Source organism: Rhizobium sp. CSW-27, assembly GCF_018760785.1.
Lineage (GTDB): Bacteria > Pseudomonadota > Alphaproteobacteria > Rhizobiales > Rhizobiaceae > Neorhizobium.
Map to the genome: position 1 here is coordinate 71688 of NZ_JAHHZO010000011.1, position 15896 is coordinate 87583.

Sequence of the window (15896 nt, forward strand, 5' to 3'; positions counted from 1 at the left end):
TTTACTGCAAGATGCCCGCAAATAGAAGGGATCTTTCAGCCGGCACGCGGATAGAGCCGTTCTCGCAGCTGGGTACGCAGGCGCTCCACCACCGTGGCGCCCGCCACCTTACGGTTGGTCTCGGCGCGAAATTCCACGGCCTCGCCGAAATCCACGTCCACCTCCAGCGCCCCGGTCCTCAGGATGCCCATCAGATGCGGCACCAGTTCCACATCCCCCGGCCAGGCGGCGATCGGCCTGTGGTAGCGCCCCATCGGCATGCCGTAGATGCCGGTATAGGCAATCGAGACCGGCTGCACATAGACGACGCCTTCCGGTGAGGCGGGCACGGCCGCCGAGGCGGCGCCGAACAGCGAGGTCTTCACGTCAAGCAACCGGTTGCCGTCCGATGTCGTGCCTTCGGGAAACAGCACGATGATCTCGCGCGCCGCCAGGCGTTCGGCCACCTCGTTCACCTGCTCGCCGGTGCGGCGCTTCTGCTCGCGCACCACGAAGACGGATTTCTGCCACTTGGCAAGCAGGCCGAAGATCGGCCAGTCCGCCACCTCTGCCTTGGCAATGAAGGCGACATCGGCGACGGCGCCGAGAACCAGGATATCCTTCCAGGAGGCATGGTTGGCGGCCAGCATCAGCGGGCGACGGCTTTCCAGCCTGCCGTGAAGACGGATGCGGATGCCGAGCACATAACAGGCGATCCGGTGCCACCAGCGCGGCAGGCGACGCCTGAGCGGCCAGTCATAGCGCAGCGCCAGAAGCTGGAACGGCAGGAGAACGAGCGTCACCACCGTCAGGATGGCAAAGATGAGCCCGATCCGGATCCAGGTGATCACGCGTCGTCCTTGTCCAGCGGAATGCCGTAGAGTTCCAGACGATGGCCGACGAGGCGGAAGCCATGCTCGCGGGCGATCCGCTCCTGCAGCGCCTCGATCTCGGCGGAGTGGAACTCGATCACTTCACCCGTCTTCACGTCGATCATGTGATCGTGATGTTCTTCGGGCACGGTCTCGTAACGGGAGCGCCCATCGCGAAAATCATGCTTCTCGATGATGCCGGCGTCCTCGAACAGCTTCACGGTGCGGTAGACGGTCGAGATCGAGATGCGGGCATCAACCCTCGTGGAGCGGCGATACAGCTCCTCCACATCCGGATGATCGTCGGAATCCTGCAGAATCCGGGCAATGACCCGGCGCTGCTCGGTCATGCGCATGCCCCGCTCGGCGCACAGCTCCTCCAGGGATTTGGAAAGGTCTGTCATGTCGTCCCGGCCTTGCATTGCAGTCTATGAAGAGAACCGACTAGCGAAGATCGCGCCGCATGACAAGCGCCGCGGTTCGGGTTCCATCCGCCGCTGCGTAATAGGCCGGACGCCGAGCCACCTGCTGGAAGCCGAGCCGCCGGTAAAGGCCGACGGCCGGCGCATTCATCTCGTCCACCTCGAGAAACATCGATTCGGCGCCGCGATCCTGCGCCTCGCGCAGCGCCGCCTGCATCAGCCGCCAGCCGAGCCCCGCGCGGGCGACCTTTTCGGCAACCGCAATGGTGAGGATCTCCGCCTCGCCGGCCGCCTCGCGCGACAGCACGAAGCCGCCGAGCGGCCGGCTGAAGAAGGCATTGGACTGGAGGGCGGAAAAACCGAACACGCCGTTCTGGTGCAGCAGACTGGAGACTTCCTCGGCGCTCCACTGGCGCGAGAAGCGCTGGCCGTGCAGTTCGGAGGCCGGCGGGCAGTCTCCATCCTGCATCGGCACGATGTCGAAGAAGGGCTTCCAGGTCAGGTAATCGTCGAACATTCCGAATCGTCAGGCGCGTGCGAGGGCAAAACCGTCCTGCGGTTTAGCATCCGGACCGCGCAGGTAAAGCGGTTTCGGGCGCGACATTTCAGCTTTCGCTTTTGCACCTAGGCGCGCCACCGTAGCGATATCAAAGCAGTCCGGCTCGCCGCAGGACGGCAGTCCATCAACCAGTGCCGCCGCCGTGCCGGTCACCGCGGCACCGTGGCGGGTCGCCAGGTCCTTCAGCCCGTCGAGCGACAGGATGATCGGCTCGCCCAGCGGCTGCGCCCCTGCGTCGAAGGCCTGCGCATAGATCTCCTCGCGCTTGGCATCCATGGCGGCGATTACCGGTTGTCCCGGATGCACGGCAAGATGCGAAAGCGCCAGCACCTGAAGCGTGGTGACGCCGACCGAGGGAATGCCGAGCGCCAGCGCCAGGCCGCGCGCCGCCGCCACGCCGACGCGGATGCCGGTAAAGGAGCCGGGGCCGATCGTGACGGCCACCCGATCGAGATCGGGCAGGTGAAGGCCGCTTTTTGCCAGAACCTCGTCGATCATCGCCATCAGCCGCTCCGCATGGCCCTTGCCGATGCGCTCGGTGACGCTGGCGAGCAGCATGTCTGCGGAAGCGTCAAGCACCGCGGCGGAGCAATCCACCCCGGCCGTATCGATGGCGAGGATCTTCATCGTGAAATCAGAGCGCCTCGACGGCCTGCACTTCCGGCACGAAATGGCGCAGCAGGTTCTGCACGCCATGCTTCAGCGTCGCCGTGGAGGATGGGCAGCCGGAGCAGGCCCCCTTCATGTTGAGATAGACGGTGCCGTCGCGGAACCCCTTGAAGGTGATGTCGCCGCCATCCTGGGCGACGGCCGGGCGCACGCGGGTCTCCAGCAGTTCCTTGATGGTGGCCACGATCGTCTCGTCGCCGTCCTCGAAGAACTCGCCTTCCTCGTCAGTCATCTCGGCCAGGCTTGCAGCACCGCCCATCACCGGCTGGCCGGACATGAAATGCTCCATGATCGAACCGAGAATCGCCGGCTTCAGGTGCTGCCACTCCTGAGCTTCCTTGGTCACGGTGACGAAATCATAGCCGAAATAGACGGCCGTGACGCCGGGGATCGAAAACAGGCGGGCGGCAAGCGGGGAGGCCTGCGCCTCGTCGGCGCTGCGGAAATCGGCCGTCCCCTTGTCCATCACCACCTTGCCGGGCAGGAACTTCAGGGTTGCCGGGTTTGGCGTGGCTTCTGTCTGAATGAACATCGTCGGGCTCCTGGGCGGCCATGATGGCGCCACTTTAGAATTCTTCCAAAGAAGATAGTCCGGATCAGGTTTGCATTCAAGTGCGCTCTTGGACATTCAAGGTCAAGAGCAGCTCAGCAGAGCGCGTCGATTTCGTCATTGGTCAGCACATCCGGCAACACCGTGACGGGAATGGGAAAGGTACTGCCGCGCCCGGCCAGCGAGGTGACGAGCGGCCCCGGCCCTTCCTTGGTATTGCCGGCGGCAAGCACCAGGATCGCGATGTCGCGGTCTTCCTCGATGGCCGCATTGATCTCGTCGGTGGCGTTGCCTTCGCGAATGACCACTTCCGGATCGATACCGATCGTCTCGCGCACCTTCTGGGCAGCCTTTGCCATCACGGCCTCCGCCTCCTCGCGGGCTTCGGCGCGCATGATCTGCTCCACTCCCAGCCATTGCTGGAAATCGCCCTCGGGGATCACATAGAGCAGCACAAGGCCGCCATTCGAATTCTGGGCGCGGCGACCGGCATAATGCACGGCCTTTTCGCATTCCGGCGTGCCGTCGATGACGGCCATGAACTTGCGCCGGTGTCCCTCCAGCCGTGAAAGCCGTTTTGAAACCATGATCGCTCCCCTGTCTCAAACGCCTTCGCGCGAACTTATACGAAAGCCGGAAAATGAAAACCCGCCGATCCTTGCGGGGACCGGCGGGCAAAGATGCGTGGGGCGCTACAATCAGCGCAGGAAACCGACGATATCGTAAACGTCGTTCATCACGGCTTCAGCACGGGCGCGGGCGCGCTCCCCGCCATCCTTCAGGATCGCGTCGATATGACTGGTATCGCCCAGCAGACGCTGCATCTCGGTGCTGATCGGAGCCAGAACCTCGACGGCGAGATCGGCGAGCGCCGGCTTGAAGACCGAGAACTGCTGGCCGCCGAATTCGGCAAGCACCTGTTCCTTCGTCTTGTCGGCAAGCGCCGCATAGATCCCGACGAGATTGTCGGCTTCCGGACGCCCCTTCAGGCCCTCGACTTCGGACGGCAGGCCATCCGGATCGGTCTTGGCCTTGCGGATCTTCTTCAGGATCTCGTCGGCATCGTCCATCAGGTTGATGCGCGACAGATCCGACGGGTCCGACTTAGACATCTTCTTCGTGCCGTCGCGCAGGCTCATCACGCGCGGGGCCGGACCATCGATCAGCGGTTCCACCAGCGGGAAATAGCCGTGGATCGGCTCTTCGCCCACCACCATGTCGACGCCCTGGCCGGTCGCGCGGATCTTGTCCTGGAAGTCGATGTTGAACTTCTGGGCAATGTCGCGGGCCAGTTCCAGATGCTGCTTCTGGTCGTCGCCGACCGGAACATGCGTGGCGCGGTAGACCAGGATGTCGGCGGCCATCAGGCTCGGATAGGCAAGCAGGCCGAGCGAGGCATTTTCGCGATCCTTGCCGGCCTTGTCCTTGAACTGCGTCATGCGGTTCATCCAGCCGATGCGGGCGACGCAGTTGAAGATCCAGGCAAGTTCCGCATGCTGCGGCACGGCCGACTGGTTGAAGACGATATGTTTGACCGGATCGATACCGGACGCGATGAAGGCCGCCGCGATCGAGCGGATCTGACCCTTCAGGTCGTCATGCACGAGCTGGGCGGTGATGGCATGCAGATCGACCACGCAATAGATGCAGTCGTTGTTTTCCTGCAGCGCCACGAATTTGCGGATCGCGCCGAGATAATTGCCGAGATGGAGATTGCCGGTCGGCTGAACGCCGGAAAAGACAAGCGGCTTGAAGCTGTTCATATCGTCCTCGAAAAGGCTGGTGGAGGGCCACAGGCTTTCGGGAAAACGGGCCATCGGAGAGGGTGAAGATCTCTCCGCGTCCCGCCCCTAAGGGCCAGGGTTTTTACGCCGCGCATCAAGCATAGCAGCGGGCGTTCGATCAAGGGGCTTCAGGACAACAGGGCGGGTTTAATGCTGCGACGTATGGATCGGGCGTGCCCAGAGAGCCCCTCACCCTAAAGACGGTACCACTATCGCAGCTAAGGCCCCCCTCTGGCCTGCCGGCCATCTCCCCCACAAGGGGGGAGACCCCGCGCGGCTCCGTTCTGCCTCGTCACGACGTGCGATGGGGCACGACAAGCCCCTCCCCCTTGTGGGGAGGGGTTGGGGAGGGGTCTTGTTTCAACTGCAATAGCCCCCATCTCCTGTCATGCAAAACGCCCGGCGGGGCCGGGCGTTTGTATCGGGTTTGCGATCAGTGCGTAAAGGCGGCGGCGATCAGGGCCTTGGTATAATCCTGCGCCGGGCTTTCGAAGATGTCCTCCGTCGGCCCCTCCTCCACGATCCTGCCGTTCTTCATGACGATCACGTGGTCCGAGATCGCCCGCACCACCGAAAGGTCGTGGCTGATGAAGACATAGGAGAGATCGTGCTTCTGCTGCAGGTCGCGCAGGAGTTCGATCACCTGCCGCTGCACCGAGCGGTCGAGCGCCGAGGTGGGTTCATCGAGGATCACCACCTTCGGCTTCAGGATCATCGAGCGGGCAATCGCAATGCGCTGGCGCTGGCCGCCGGAAAATTCGTGCGGATAACGGTTGCGGGCCGCCGGGTCGAGCCCGACCTCCTTCAGCGCCTCGATCGCCCGCTTGTCACGATCGGCCTTGGTGAGGTTCGGCTCGTGCACGTAAAGCCCCTCGGTGATGATTTCGCCCACCGTCTGGCGGGGCGACAGCGAACCGTAGGGATCCTGGAAGACGAGCTGCATCTGGCGGCGGAAGGGCCGCATGGCCTTGCGGTCGAGCAACGAGATATCGTTCGTCTCGAAACGGTAACGCCCATCCGATTCCAGAAGACGCAGCAGCGCCCGGCCGAGCGTCGATTTGCCGGAACCGGATTCGCCGACGATGCCGATCGTCTGGCCCTGGCGGAGCGTCACGTTGACCGTATCGACCGCGCGGAACTTGCGGCTTGTCTTGAACAGGAAGCCGGAACCGATCTCGAAATCGACGGTCACGTTGCGGCCTTCGAGGATCACCGGCGCATTGGCCGGCGGCGGCGCCTTCGTGCCGCTCGGTTCGGAGGCCAGCAGCATCTTCGTGTAGTCATGCTGCGCATGCTCGAAGATCTCGTCACGCGTACCCTGTTCCACGATCTCGCCGCGGCGCATCACCACCACGCGGTCAGCCACGTGCTTGACGACGCCGAGATCATGGGTGATCAGCACGATCGCCATGCCGAAGCGCTTTTGCAGATCGGCGAGAAGATCGAGGATCTGCGCCTGGATCGTCACGTCGAGCGCGGTCGTCGGTTCGTCGGCGATCAAAAGGTCCGGCTCGTTGGCGAGCGCCATGGCGATCATCACGCGCTGGCGCTGGCCGCCCGACATTTCGTGCGGATAGCTGTCGATGCGCCGCTCCGGTTCCGGAATGCCGACGAGCTTCAGGAGTTCCAGCACGCGGGCGCGCGCTTCGCTTTTGCCCATGCCCCGGTGATGGATCAGCGGCTCGGCGATCTGCTTGCCGATCGTGTAGAGCGGATCGAGCGAGGTCATCGGCTCCTGGAAGATCATGGTGATCTTGGAGCCGCGCACGGCGTTCAACCGGCCAAGATCGGCACCGATCATTTCCGTGTCGCCATAGCGGGCCGAGCCGGACACCCGGCCATTGGCGGCCAGCAGGCCCATGATGGCCATCATGGTCTGGCTCTTGCCCGAACCGGATTCACCGACGATGGCCAGCGTCTCGCCCCTCTTCACCGAGAAGCTGGTGCCCTTGACGGCCTGAACCTCGCCATCCGGCGTCGTGAAGTTGACCCTGAGGTCCTTGACCGTCAGCACGGTGCTGTTTGCGTCGTTCATGTCTGCCATTGTCAGCGATCCTTCGGGTCAAGCGCGTCACGCAGGCCATCGCCAACGAAATTCAGCGAAAACAGCGTGATGACGAAGAAGGTCGCGGGGAAGATGAGAAGCCAGGGCGCGTTCTGCATGTTGGCGGCCCCTTCGGAAATCAGCGTGCCCCAGCTGGCAAGCGGCGCCTGGACGCCGAGGCCGAGGAAGGACAGGAAGCTTTCCGTCAGGATCACATGCGGCACCACGACGGTCACGAACACGATGACCGGGCCGATGGTGTTCGGGATGATGTGGCGGCGGATGATCTGCCAGTCGGTCAGACCCAGCGCCTGGGCCGCGCCCACGAACTCGCGCCGTTTCAAGGACAGCGTCTGTCCGCGCACGATGCGGGCCATTTCCAGCCATTGCACCGCCCCGATGACGACGAAGATCAGCACGATGGAGCGGCCGAAGAAGACCACCATCACCACGACCAGGAAGACGAAGGGCAGCGAGTAGAGGATCTCCACCAGACGCATCATGATGTTGTCAACACGCCCGCCGAGATAACCCGAGGTCGCGCCGTAGACGACGCCGATGCCGAGCGAGACGAGCGAGGCTGCGAGACCGACCGCAATCGAGATCTGCCCGCCCAGCATGACACGGACCAGAAGGTCGCGACCGTTGCTGTCGGTGCCGAAGGGAAAATAGTCCTGTGCGACGCGGCCGGTCAGCACCATGGAGAGCTGGTCGGGCGCGGTCTCCTGGACCTTCGTCTCCTTGAACTCGTTGACGCGGTCGAAATAGCGCACGGAACGCGGATCTATCGGGCTCGAGGAGGAAACCTTTGCCGTGAAGGTGCCATTCCCGGTTTCGAAGCTTTCCAGGGTCAGCCGTGCCCGCTTGGCGGTGGCTTCTGCCACACCCTGCAGGGTTTCCGTTTCCGGAAAGGGTTTCAGGCTCGGCGGCACGGAAACATAGGACGGGAACACCTCGTCATAGCGATGCGAGACGACGAAGGGACCGCCGAAGGAGAACAGCGCGATCAGCAGCAGCATGAAGGCGCTGCCCATCGCCGCCCTGTTGCGGCGGAAGCGGAGCCAGGCGAGCTGGCCCAGGCTGCGCCCTTCGACCGTCGGATTGGAGGTGGAGGTATCAGTCATGGCGGACCCTCGGATCGAGCAGACCATAGGCGATGTCGACCAGCAGGTTGAAGACGATCACGAACACCGCAACGATAACGACGGTGGCCATGACCAGAGGATAATCACGGTTGAGCGCGCCGAGAACGAAGAAGCGGCCAATGCCCGGAATGGTGAAGATGCTTTCCACGACGGCCGAGCCGGTGAGCAGGGCCGCGGCAGCCGGCGCCAGATAGGAGACGACCGGCAGAAGGGCACCGCGCAGCGCATGCGTGATGACGACGACGCGCGACGGCAGGCCATAGGCCTTGGCCGTGCGGATATGATCGGTGTGCAGCGCCTCGATCATCGAGCCGCGCGTCAGGCGCGCGATGATGGCGATCTGCGGCAGCGCCAGAACTGTGATCGGCAGCGCCAGCTGTCGGAAGGAACCGTCACCCCAGCCGCCGGCCGGAAGCCAGCCCAGCATCAGCGCGAAGACGAGCGTCAGCACGGGACCGACGACGAAGGTCGGCACGGTGATCCCGACGGTCGAGACCGACATCAGCACGATGTCGATGATGCCGTTCTGGCGCAACGCCGCGATGGTGCCGAGAATGACGCCGCCAAACAGCGCAATCAGCAGCGCCGTCGAGCCGATCTGCACCGAATAGGGCAGCGCCTGCACGATCAACTGTGCAACCGTGTTGTCCTTGTAGATGAAGCTCGGTCCGAAATCACCCCGCACGGCGTTGCCGAGATAGTGGATGTACTGAAGCCACAGCGGCTGGTCGAGCTGGTAGGTCTTCATGATGTTCGCCATGGTTTCCGGCGGCAGCGGGCGTTCGAGGTCGAACGGGCCGCCCGGTGCGAAGCGCATCAGGAAGAAGGAGATCGTGATGACGAGGAACACCGTGGGGATGGCACTCGCCAATCGTCGCAGAACGAAGTTGATCATGGTCAAATAACAGACGCGCGCCGAACATTTCCGTTCGACGCGCGTCACTCTCCAGAGAACGTTAGTTGGAAACGCTGAGGAACTTGGACAGGTGGTTGTTCGTCGCGTTGTCGACCCAGCCCTTGACGCGGTTGGAAACCAGCCACAGGTCGGCGGAAACCATCAGCGGCGCGAGCGGCTGATCGTTGACGAGCAGGGTCTCTGCCTTGCGCATCAGTTCCATGCGCTTGGCCGGGTCCCGCTCGTCATAGGACTGCGCGATCAGCTTGTCGTAATCCGGGTTGTTGTAGTGCGGATAGTTGAAGGTCTTGTTGGTGCTGATGTTCAGCGCCAGGAAGTTTTCCGGGTCGGCATAGTCGGCAGCCCAGCCGGCACGCGCCACGTTGAACTTGCCGCCTTCCTTCAGGTAGGAATAGTGCGAGGCCACATCGAGATTGACCAGCGACACATTGGCACCAAGCGCCGTCTTCCACATGTCGGCAACAGCGGTGGCGACACGCTCGTGGTTGGTGTTGGTGTTGTAGCGGATCTCGATGTCGAGCGGCTTGCCGCCCTTGCCGTAGCCGGCTTCCTTCAGAAGCGCGACGGCCTTGTCCTCACGATCGATCTGCGAGAGGGACGCGAAGTCGGGCTGCGGCGGCGTGCCGTAACCTTCCATGTTCGGCGGCACCAGCGAATAGGTGGGCAGCTGCGCACCGTTGTAGATCTCGTTGGAGAGGAAGTCGCGATCGATGGCCATGGACAGCGCACGGCGAACACGGATGTCGTCGAACGGCGGCTGGCGCATGTCGAAAGCATAGTAATAGGTTGCAAGCGCCGGCGACACATGTACCTGGTCGCCATAAAGGCCCCTCAGACGCTTGATCTGGTCAGCCGAGAAATTGTAGGTGACGTCGAGTTCCTTGGCCTCGAAGCGGCGCACGGCAGCCGCCGCATCCTCGATCGGGTAGAAGATCACCTTGTCGATCTTGACGTTCTTGGCGTCCCAGTAGTTCTCGTTCTTGACGACCGTCAGCGTGTCGTTCGGCACGTGGCTCTGCAGCTTGAAGGCGCCGTTGGAAACCATGTTGCCCGGCTTGACGAACTGGTCGCCGAACTTTTCATAGTTGGCCTTGCTGATCGGCAGCGCCGTATAGTGCGACAGAAGCTGCAGGAAGTAGGGGGTCGGGCGCTCGAGCGTGATTTCCAGCGTCTTGGCGTCGATGGCCTTCACGCCGAGCTCTTCAACCGGTGCCTTGCCCAGGTTGACGGCTTCGGCATTCTTGATCGGATAGAGAAGGTTGGCATATTCGGCCGCCGTCTTCGGGTTTTCGATGCGGCGCATCGAGAACTGGAAATCCTCGGCCGTTACCGGCGTGCCGTCAGACCACTTGGCGTCGTCGCGAATCTTGAAGGTGTAGACCTTGCCGTCCTCGGAGATCTTCCAGCTTTCAGCAGCGCCCGGGACAATCTTGCCGGCCGCATCATGGATCGTCAGACCTTCGAACAGGTCGTAGATCACGAAGCCTTCGATGTTGATCGAGATATGCGCATAGTCGAGCGACTTCGGTTCGCCGGCGTTGCCCCGGTGCAGCACCACTTCGGCCAGAGCCTGGCTGGAGCCAAGCAGCAGTGAACCGAGCAGGATCGTCGTTGCCAATTTCGTCTTCATGAGAACCATTTTTCTTTTATCCTTCCCCCAGTCGATGGGTACGGAGACCGCACAAACGCCAAAAGCGCCCGCAAGACAATAGGAGCGTAAACGGTTTCGACAATATGCTGGCATTTTTGCGGCAGCAACCGGACCAATTCCGACACGCCTGCGAAGGCCGGCCCTGCAGGGCCGCGGCACCGTCCGCCTTTTACGCCGAGACGCCGCGGCGTCCATGCCCGTTCAGGCCAATGGTTAACGGGAATTAGCCATAAAGGCACGCAGATCCCAATATTGAGCAAATTTGTCCTTATTGACGTCACCTTCTGAAACGAAATGCTCCATCACCTTCAATATTAGCCCATCCTGATGGGCTACAGACGAATGGAGCATGACATGCGCACAGTGTTCTGCGTTGCGCTGGCAGGTGCCCTGGCAGCCACCTCCGCCCTGGCCGGCGAGGTGACGAATGTGAAAAAACGTCGCGGCAACCTGTTCAAACACGATTACAGCGCCGCCTACACGGTACAGAGGGTCAGCGTGAAGACCGAGTGCTTCCCGGAAAAGCTGGAGGCGATCCTGGCCCATATCGCCGACAGGACCGGCCGCAAGCCGATCGTCACCTCGGGCCACCGGCCCCGTTCCGGCACCTCGCAGCACAGCCATTGTCTGGCAGCCGACATTCGGGTGCCCGGCGTCTCCGACAAGGCGGTGGTGGCTGCCGCCTCCACAGCCCCCGGCATCGGCGGCATCGGTCGCTATTGCAACGGCATCATCCACGTGGATGTGGGACCGAAGCGCCGCTGGGTCTATTGCTGAGGCCGGATCAGCCGGCCTTTCGCGGCTTGCGCTTCAGGTTGCGGCGGATCATGCCGAGATCGGCGCCGCCGATCAGGAAGGCGGTGGCGAAGTAGACGACCATCGCAATGCCGATCAGCGCAAACAGCGCCGTCACCTGATGCAGCAGGCCCGTTCCGGGCGCAAGCCACGGACCGGCATGGCCGAGTGCATAGGTGAGCGCCGCGCACATCACGCCGGTGGCGACCAGCAGGAGCACCGTGCGCCGGGCAAGCGCCCATTCCCATACCAGATCGCCCCGGCGCAGCAGCGTGGTGAAGAGCAGCACCGTGTTGATCCAGCCCGCACAGGCTTCCGCCGTCGCAATGCCGCGTTCGGCAATCAGCGGGAAGAGCGTGATCGCCAGCCCGGAATTGATGACGACCGAGATCATGGTAAAGCGCATCGGGGTCCTGGTATCCTCGCGTGCATAAAAACCGGGCTGCAGCGCCTTGATCATCACGAAGCCCGGCAGGCCCAGTCCGTAAATGGCAAGGATCGAGGCTACCACCACGGTGTTTTCCGGACTGAAGGCGCCTCGCTCATAGAGCACGCGGATAATGGCATCCGACAGGATCCACAAGCCGCCGGCCGCCGGCAGCGTCAGGAACAGCACGAATTCCAGCGAGCGGTTCTGGATGCTCGCCGCCTCCTTCATGTGGCCGGATTTCAGCGCGCGCGCGAGTTCCGGCAGGAGCACCACGCCCACCGCCACGCCGACGACGCCGAGTGGCAGCTGATAGATGCGGTCGGCATATTGCAGGGCCGCGATCGCTCCTTCCTTGGAGGAGGCGATCGCCTGGCCGATGATCTGGTTGATCTGGGTGACGCCGCCGGTCATGGCGGCGGGCACGGCCAGCACCAGCAGGCGCTTCACGTTGGGCGTCATGCGCGGCATGCGGAAACGGATGCTGATGCCGGCCCTCAGAACCCCGACATAGACCACGGCAAGCTGCAGGATGCCCGCGACGAGAACGCTCCAGGCCAGATACCAGGCGGTCGTCAGCGGATCGGTGCCGATCCAGAGCGCATAGGCGAGTGCGCTGATCATCACCAGGTTGAGGAAGACCGGCGCAATGGCGGCGGCAAAGAAATGATGCAGCGAGTTCAGCATGCCGCTCATCATGGCCGTCAGCGACATGCACATGAGATAGGGAAACATCACCGCGGCGAGCCGGACGGTCAGCGAGGTCTTGTCGGCATCATCGGCAAAGCCCGGCGCGATGATGAAGCGCACCAGAAGCGGCATGGAGAGTTCCATGACGATGGTGATGACGAGCAGCGCCGAGAACAGGACGCCGAACACTTCTTCGGAGAAGCGCTTGGCGCCATCGACACCGTTGGCCTCGATCTCCTTGGAAAACAGCGGCACGAAGGCGGCGTTGAAGGCGCCTTCGGCAAACAGGCGGCGGAAGAGGTTGGGAAAGCGGAAGGCGGCGTAGAACACGTCGGCCATCGGCCCGGTGCCGAGTGCAGCCGCCATCAGGGTTTCGCGCGCAAAGCCGAAGACGCGGCTTCCGAGCGTGGCACCGCCCACGGTGGCAAACTTCTTGACGAGGCTCATGCTTCGGCTCGCGACTTCTTCGACTGAGGACGGGAGACGGCGGCGGGATCCGGGGCGATGATGCCGGAGGGCATGCCGCGCCTCAGTTCATCTTCCTGGTCGGAAATGACCGTCTTCAGCCGCTGCACGATGGTGCCCTGACGGTTTTCGTTGGTCACCTTCTGCCCGACGAGATCGGTGACATAGAAGGTATCGATCACCTTTTCGCCGAAGGTGGTGATGCGCGCCGAATGGATATCGAGCGACAGATCGGCCAGCACCACGGTCATGTCGGCCAGCAGGCCGGTGCGGTCCAGCCCCTCCACCTCGATGACGGTGAACTTGTTGGAAAGCGTGTTGGATATGGTGACCGAGGGGTGCACGGTAAAGGTCTTGTTCTTCTTCTTGGCGCGCGCCCGGGTGGCGATCACCTCCGGCAGGCGCTTCTTGCCGGCCAGAACGTCCTCGATCATCCGGCAGACGGTGCCGGCGCGCCGCAACTCGTCCTCGTCATCCTGGAATTCGCGGCTGATCAGGATGGTGTCAAGCGCCCGGCCATCGGTCGTCGTGTAGATCTGCGCATCGGCGATGTTGGCACCGGCCGCCGCACAGGCGCCGGCGATGATCGACAGGAGGCGCGGATGGTCCGGCGCCAGCACGGTGATCTCGGTGATCGCGCGGAAACTGTCGGTGCGCACCATGGTGGCAAGCGCGTGGCCCGCCTTGTCCGCCTCGCGGATGAAGCCCGCATGGCGGACCTGATCATCGAGAACGACCGAGAGCAGATAGGGCTGGTAGTGCAGGCGCGAATAGGTCTTGCGGTCCTTCTGGCTCCAGTCGGAGAGCGCCAGCGCCAGCGCCTCCTCCGCCGCCTTGGCGCGCTCCTTGCGCGAGACCTCGGAGAAGCCGCCGGAGAGCAAAAGCTCCGTCTCGTAATAGAGCGTGCGCAGCAGTTGCCCCTTCCAGCCGTTCCACACGCCGGGCCCGACGGCGCGGATGTCGCAGATGGTCAGGATCAGCAGCAGCTTCAGCCGGTCGAGCGACTGCACCTTTTCGGCAAAGTCGGTAATGGTCTTGCGGTCATGCAGGTCTCGCGTCTGGGCGACCATGGACATCAGCAGGTGCTGGTCGATCAGCCAGGCGACAAGTTCGGTCTGCTTGGGCTTCAGGCCGAAACGCGGGCACAGCTTTCGGGCGACGCGGGCGCCGGCAATCGAGTGATCCTCCTGCCGGCCCTTGGCGATGTCGTGCAGCAGGACCGCGACATAGAGCGCCTCGCGCTCCTCGACATTCGGCATCAGCTTGTTGGCAAGCGGATGCTCCTCGGCGCAACGCCCCTTGTCGACCTCCGACAGGGCCTCGACGGCGCGGATCAGATGCTCGTCCACCGTATAGTGGTGGTACATGCTGAACTGCATCATCGCGACGATCTTGCCGAATTCGGGAATGAAGCGGCCGAGCACGCCGGCCTCGTTCATGCGCCGCAGCGTCAGCGCCGGCTCCAGCCTTGATGTCAGGATCGACAGGAACAGCCGGTTCGCCTCGGCATTCTCGCGCAGCTCGTCATTGATGAGGGTGAGGCTGCGGGTCACCGCCTTCAGCGCATCGGGGTGATATTCCAGCCCATGCAGGTCGGCCACATGGAAGAGGCGGATGATGCTGACCGGATCGCGGCGGAACACGTCGGGATCGGCGAGCGCGATGCGGCCCTGGTCCTCGACGAATTCCGCGCTGCCGGGAATCTTGCGCACCCGCTTGCGGAAACGGGTGATGACGCCGGTCAGCCCCGGCGCGGGCTTGGCCTGTTCCTCTTCCAGCGCTGCGCAGAGAATGCGGGTCAGGTCGCCCACATCCTTGGTCACCAGGAAATAGTGCTTCATGAAGCGCTCGACCGCCGAAAGGTTCGGCCGGTTGTGATAGCCGAGGCTTTCGGCGATTTCGCGCTGGATGTCGAAGGACAGACGCTCTTCGGCCTTGCCGGTCAGGAAATGCATCTGGCAGCGCACCGCCCAGAGAAAATCCTCTGCCTTCTGGAACAGCCGCCATTCCTGCCGGGACAGCACGCCGAGCTTGACCAGCTGGGCCGCGTCGCGCACGTGGTAATGATATTTGGCAATCCAGAACAGGGTCTGGATGTCGCGCAAGCCGCCCTTGCCTTCCTTGACGTTCGGCTCGACCAGATAGCGCGTGTCGCCCGCCTTCTGGTGACGCTGGTCGCGTTCGGCAAGCTTGGCGGCGATGAAATCGGGGCCACTGTTGTGCACCACCTCCGACTCGAAGCGGGTCTGCAGCTCGTTCGCCAGCGCCGCCTCGCCGCAGATCAGGCGCATTTCGAGGATCGCCGTGCGGATTGTCATGTCCTGCTTGGACAGCGTGATGCACTCGTCCACCGAGCGGGTGGCGTGGCCGACCTTGAAGCCCAGGTCCCAGAGCACGTAGAGCAGGAATTCCACCGCCTTGCGCACATCCTCGGCATTGCGCGGCGGCATCAGGAACAGAAGATCGATGTCGGAGCCGGGCGCAAGCGTGCCGCGGCCATAGCCGCCGACTGCGGTCACCGCCATGCGCGAACCGGCCTTCGGATAGAGATGGCGCACGACGAGCCGGTGGATCACGCCGATCAGCTGGTCCTGCACCCAGGAAATCCGTTCGGCGCAATTGAGGCCGCTTCCCTCGTCGGCCAGGCGGAGACGGGCCTTTTCACGGGCGTCCGCATTGGCCCGCTTGAGGATCGGCAAAAGTGCGGCGCGCACCTCCAGAAGCCGGGCAGCGCCGCCGGCGGCAATCGCCTCGCATTCGCGGCCGAGCGCCTCCACGTCCAGAAGTTCGGAAAAATCGATCTCGTGTCTTGCCATGTCGTCCTGCCGCTCGCCCGCCGAGGGGGCTATAGCCTGTTCTCAACAATCTTGCCCAATCAAATCCGCCGGATGGCTGAAATCGGCAAGAGTGCCGCCAATCCCTTTACAG

The 15896-nt window shown here is 63.2% G+C and carries 14 protein-coding genes; 1 reads left to right on the forward strand and 13 read right to left on the reverse strand.

Annotated features, from left to right (window positions below):
- Positions 1-35 precede the first annotated feature (35 nt).
- The 11 genes from olsA to KLP42_RS19640 all read right to left on the reverse strand — a co-directional run bounded on the left by olsA (position 36) and on the right by KLP42_RS19640 (position 10579).
- Complete coding sequence (olsA, locus tag KLP42_RS19590; protein WP_215568641.1) at positions 36-830, reverse strand: lyso-ornithine lipid O-acyltransferase; 795 nt, start codon at positions 828-830, stop codon at positions 36-38.
- Complete coding sequence (locus tag KLP42_RS19595; RefSeq protein WP_215568642.1) at positions 827-1255, reverse strand: Fur family transcriptional regulator; 429 nt, start codon at positions 1253-1255, stop codon at positions 827-829. The genes olsA and KLP42_RS19595 overlap by 4 nt, the downstream gene beginning before the upstream one ends.
- Positions 1256-1295: 40 nt before the next feature.
- Positions 1296-1790 carry a GNAT family N-acetyltransferase gene (locus tag KLP42_RS19600; protein WP_215568643.1) on the reverse strand — a complete coding sequence of 165 codons (495 nt, stop codon included), beginning with the start codon at positions 1788-1790 and terminating at the stop codon, positions 1296-1298.
- Positions 1791-1799: 9 nt separating this feature from the next.
- Positions 1800-2459 carry a tRNA (adenosine(37)-N6)-threonylcarbamoyltransferase complex dimerization subunit type 1 TsaB gene (gene tsaB / locus KLP42_RS19605; protein ID WP_215568644.1) on the reverse strand — a complete coding sequence of 220 codons (660 nt, stop codon included), beginning with the start codon at positions 2457-2459 and terminating at the stop codon, positions 1800-1802.
- A 7-nt stretch (positions 2460-2466) separates the two neighbouring features.
- Positions 2467-3033: a NifU family protein gene (locus KLP42_RS19610; protein WP_215568645.1), complete on the reverse strand. Its 567-nt coding sequence runs from the start codon at positions 3031-3033 to the stop codon at positions 2467-2469.
- Between the two features lie 113 nt (positions 3034-3146).
- Complete coding sequence (locus KLP42_RS19615) at positions 3147-3638, reverse strand: universal stress protein (RefSeq protein WP_215568646.1); 492 nt, start codon at positions 3636-3638, stop codon at positions 3147-3149.
- A 111-nt stretch (positions 3639-3749) separates the two neighbouring features.
- Positions 3750-4814: a tryptophan--tRNA ligase gene (gene trpS, locus KLP42_RS19620; RefSeq protein ID WP_215568647.1), complete on the reverse strand. Its 1065-nt coding sequence runs from the start codon at positions 4812-4814 to the stop codon at positions 3750-3752.
- A gap of 454 nt (positions 4815-5268) precedes the next feature.
- Positions 5269-6870, reverse strand: coding sequence for an ABC transporter ATP-binding protein (locus KLP42_RS19625; RefSeq protein WP_215568742.1), 1602 nt, complete (start codon positions 6868-6870; stop codon positions 5269-5271).
- Between the two features lie 11 nt (positions 6871-6881).
- Positions 6882-8003 carry an ABC transporter permease gene (locus tag KLP42_RS19630; protein WP_215568648.1) on the reverse strand — a complete coding sequence of 374 codons (1122 nt, stop codon included), beginning with the start codon at positions 8001-8003 and terminating at the stop codon, positions 6882-6884.
- Positions 7996-8919 carry an oligopeptide ABC transporter permease OppB gene (gene oppB / locus KLP42_RS19635; protein ID WP_215568649.1) on the reverse strand — a complete coding sequence of 308 codons (924 nt, stop codon included), beginning with the start codon at positions 8917-8919 and terminating at the stop codon, positions 7996-7998. The genes KLP42_RS19630 and oppB overlap by 8 nt, the downstream gene beginning before the upstream one ends.
- A gap of 61 nt (positions 8920-8980) precedes the next feature.
- A complete protein-coding gene (locus tag KLP42_RS19640) occupies positions 8981-10579 on the reverse strand; it encodes a peptide ABC transporter substrate-binding protein (protein WP_215568650.1) in 1599 nt (532 codons plus the stop codon).
- A gap of 366 nt (positions 10580-10945) precedes the next feature.
- On the opposite strand from KLP42_RS19640, the gene KLP42_RS19645 reads away from it, so the two are divergent.
- The gene (locus KLP42_RS19645) at positions 10946-11368 is read left to right on the forward strand and encodes a YcbK family protein (RefSeq protein ID WP_215568651.1); all 423 of its coding nucleotides are present in this window, start codon (positions 10946-10948) and stop codon (positions 11366-11368) included.
- Between the two features lie 7 nt (positions 11369-11375).
- Here KLP42_RS19645 and murJ read toward each other — a convergent pair whose 3' ends face one another.
- Positions 11376-12950 (reverse strand): murein biosynthesis integral membrane protein MurJ, encoded by a 1575-nt coding sequence (murJ, locus tag KLP42_RS19650; RefSeq protein WP_215568652.1) that lies wholly within the window; start codon positions 12948-12950, stop codon positions 11376-11378.
- Positions 12947-15784: a [protein-PII] uridylyltransferase gene (locus KLP42_RS19655; RefSeq protein WP_215568653.1), complete on the reverse strand. Its 2838-nt coding sequence runs from the start codon at positions 15782-15784 to the stop codon at positions 12947-12949. Before KLP42_RS19655 ends, murJ begins: the two co-directional genes overlap by 4 nt.
- Positions 15785-15896 lie beyond the last annotated feature (112 nt).

Coding starts and splice junctions, on each gene's coding strand:
- KLP42_RS19595 (WP_215568642.1), bottom strand. CDS start 1,255: ATGACAGACCTTTCCAAATCCCTGGAGGAGCTGTGCGCCGAGCGGGGC.
- KLP42_RS19600 (WP_215568643.1), bottom strand. CDS start 1,790: ATGTTCGACGATTACCTGACCTGGAAGCCCTTCTTCGACATCGTGCCG.
- tsaB (WP_215568644.1), bottom strand. CDS start 2,459: ATGAAGATCCTCGCCATCGATACGGCCGGGGTGGATTGCTCCGCCGCG.
- KLP42_RS19610 (WP_215568645.1), bottom strand. CDS start 3,033: ATGTTCATTCAGACAGAAGCCACGCCAAACCCGGCAACCCTGAAGTTC.
- KLP42_RS19615 (WP_215568646.1), bottom strand. CDS start 3,638: ATGGTTTCAAAACGGCTTTCACGGCTGGAGGGACACCGGCGCAAGTTC.
- trpS (WP_215568647.1), bottom strand. CDS start 4,814: ATGAACAGCTTCAAGCCGCTTGTCTTTTCCGGCGTTCAGCCGACCGGC.
- KLP42_RS19625 (WP_215568742.1), bottom strand. CDS start 6,870: ATGAACGACGCAAACAGCACCGTGCTGACGGTCAAGGACCTCAGGGTC.
- KLP42_RS19630 (WP_215568648.1), bottom strand. CDS start 8,003: ATGACTGATACCTCCACCTCCAATCCGACGGTCGAAGGGCGCAGCCTG.
- oppB (WP_215568649.1), bottom strand. CDS start 8,919: ATGATCAACTTCGTTCTGCGACGATTGGCGAGTGCCATCCCCACGGTG.
- KLP42_RS19640 (WP_215568650.1), bottom strand. CDS start 10,579: ATGGTTCTCATGAAGACGAAATTGGCAACGACGATCCTGCTCGGTTCA.
- KLP42_RS19645 (WP_215568651.1), top strand. CDS start 10,946: ATGCGCACAGTGTTCTGCGTTGCGCTGGCAGGTGCCCTGGCAGCCACC.
- murJ (WP_215568652.1), bottom strand. CDS start 12,950: ATGAGCCTCGTCAAGAAGTTTGCCACCGTGGGCGGTGCCACGCTCGGA.
- KLP42_RS19655 (WP_215568653.1), bottom strand. CDS start 15,784: ATGGCAAGACACGAGATCGATTTTTCCGAACTTCTGGACGTGGAGGCG.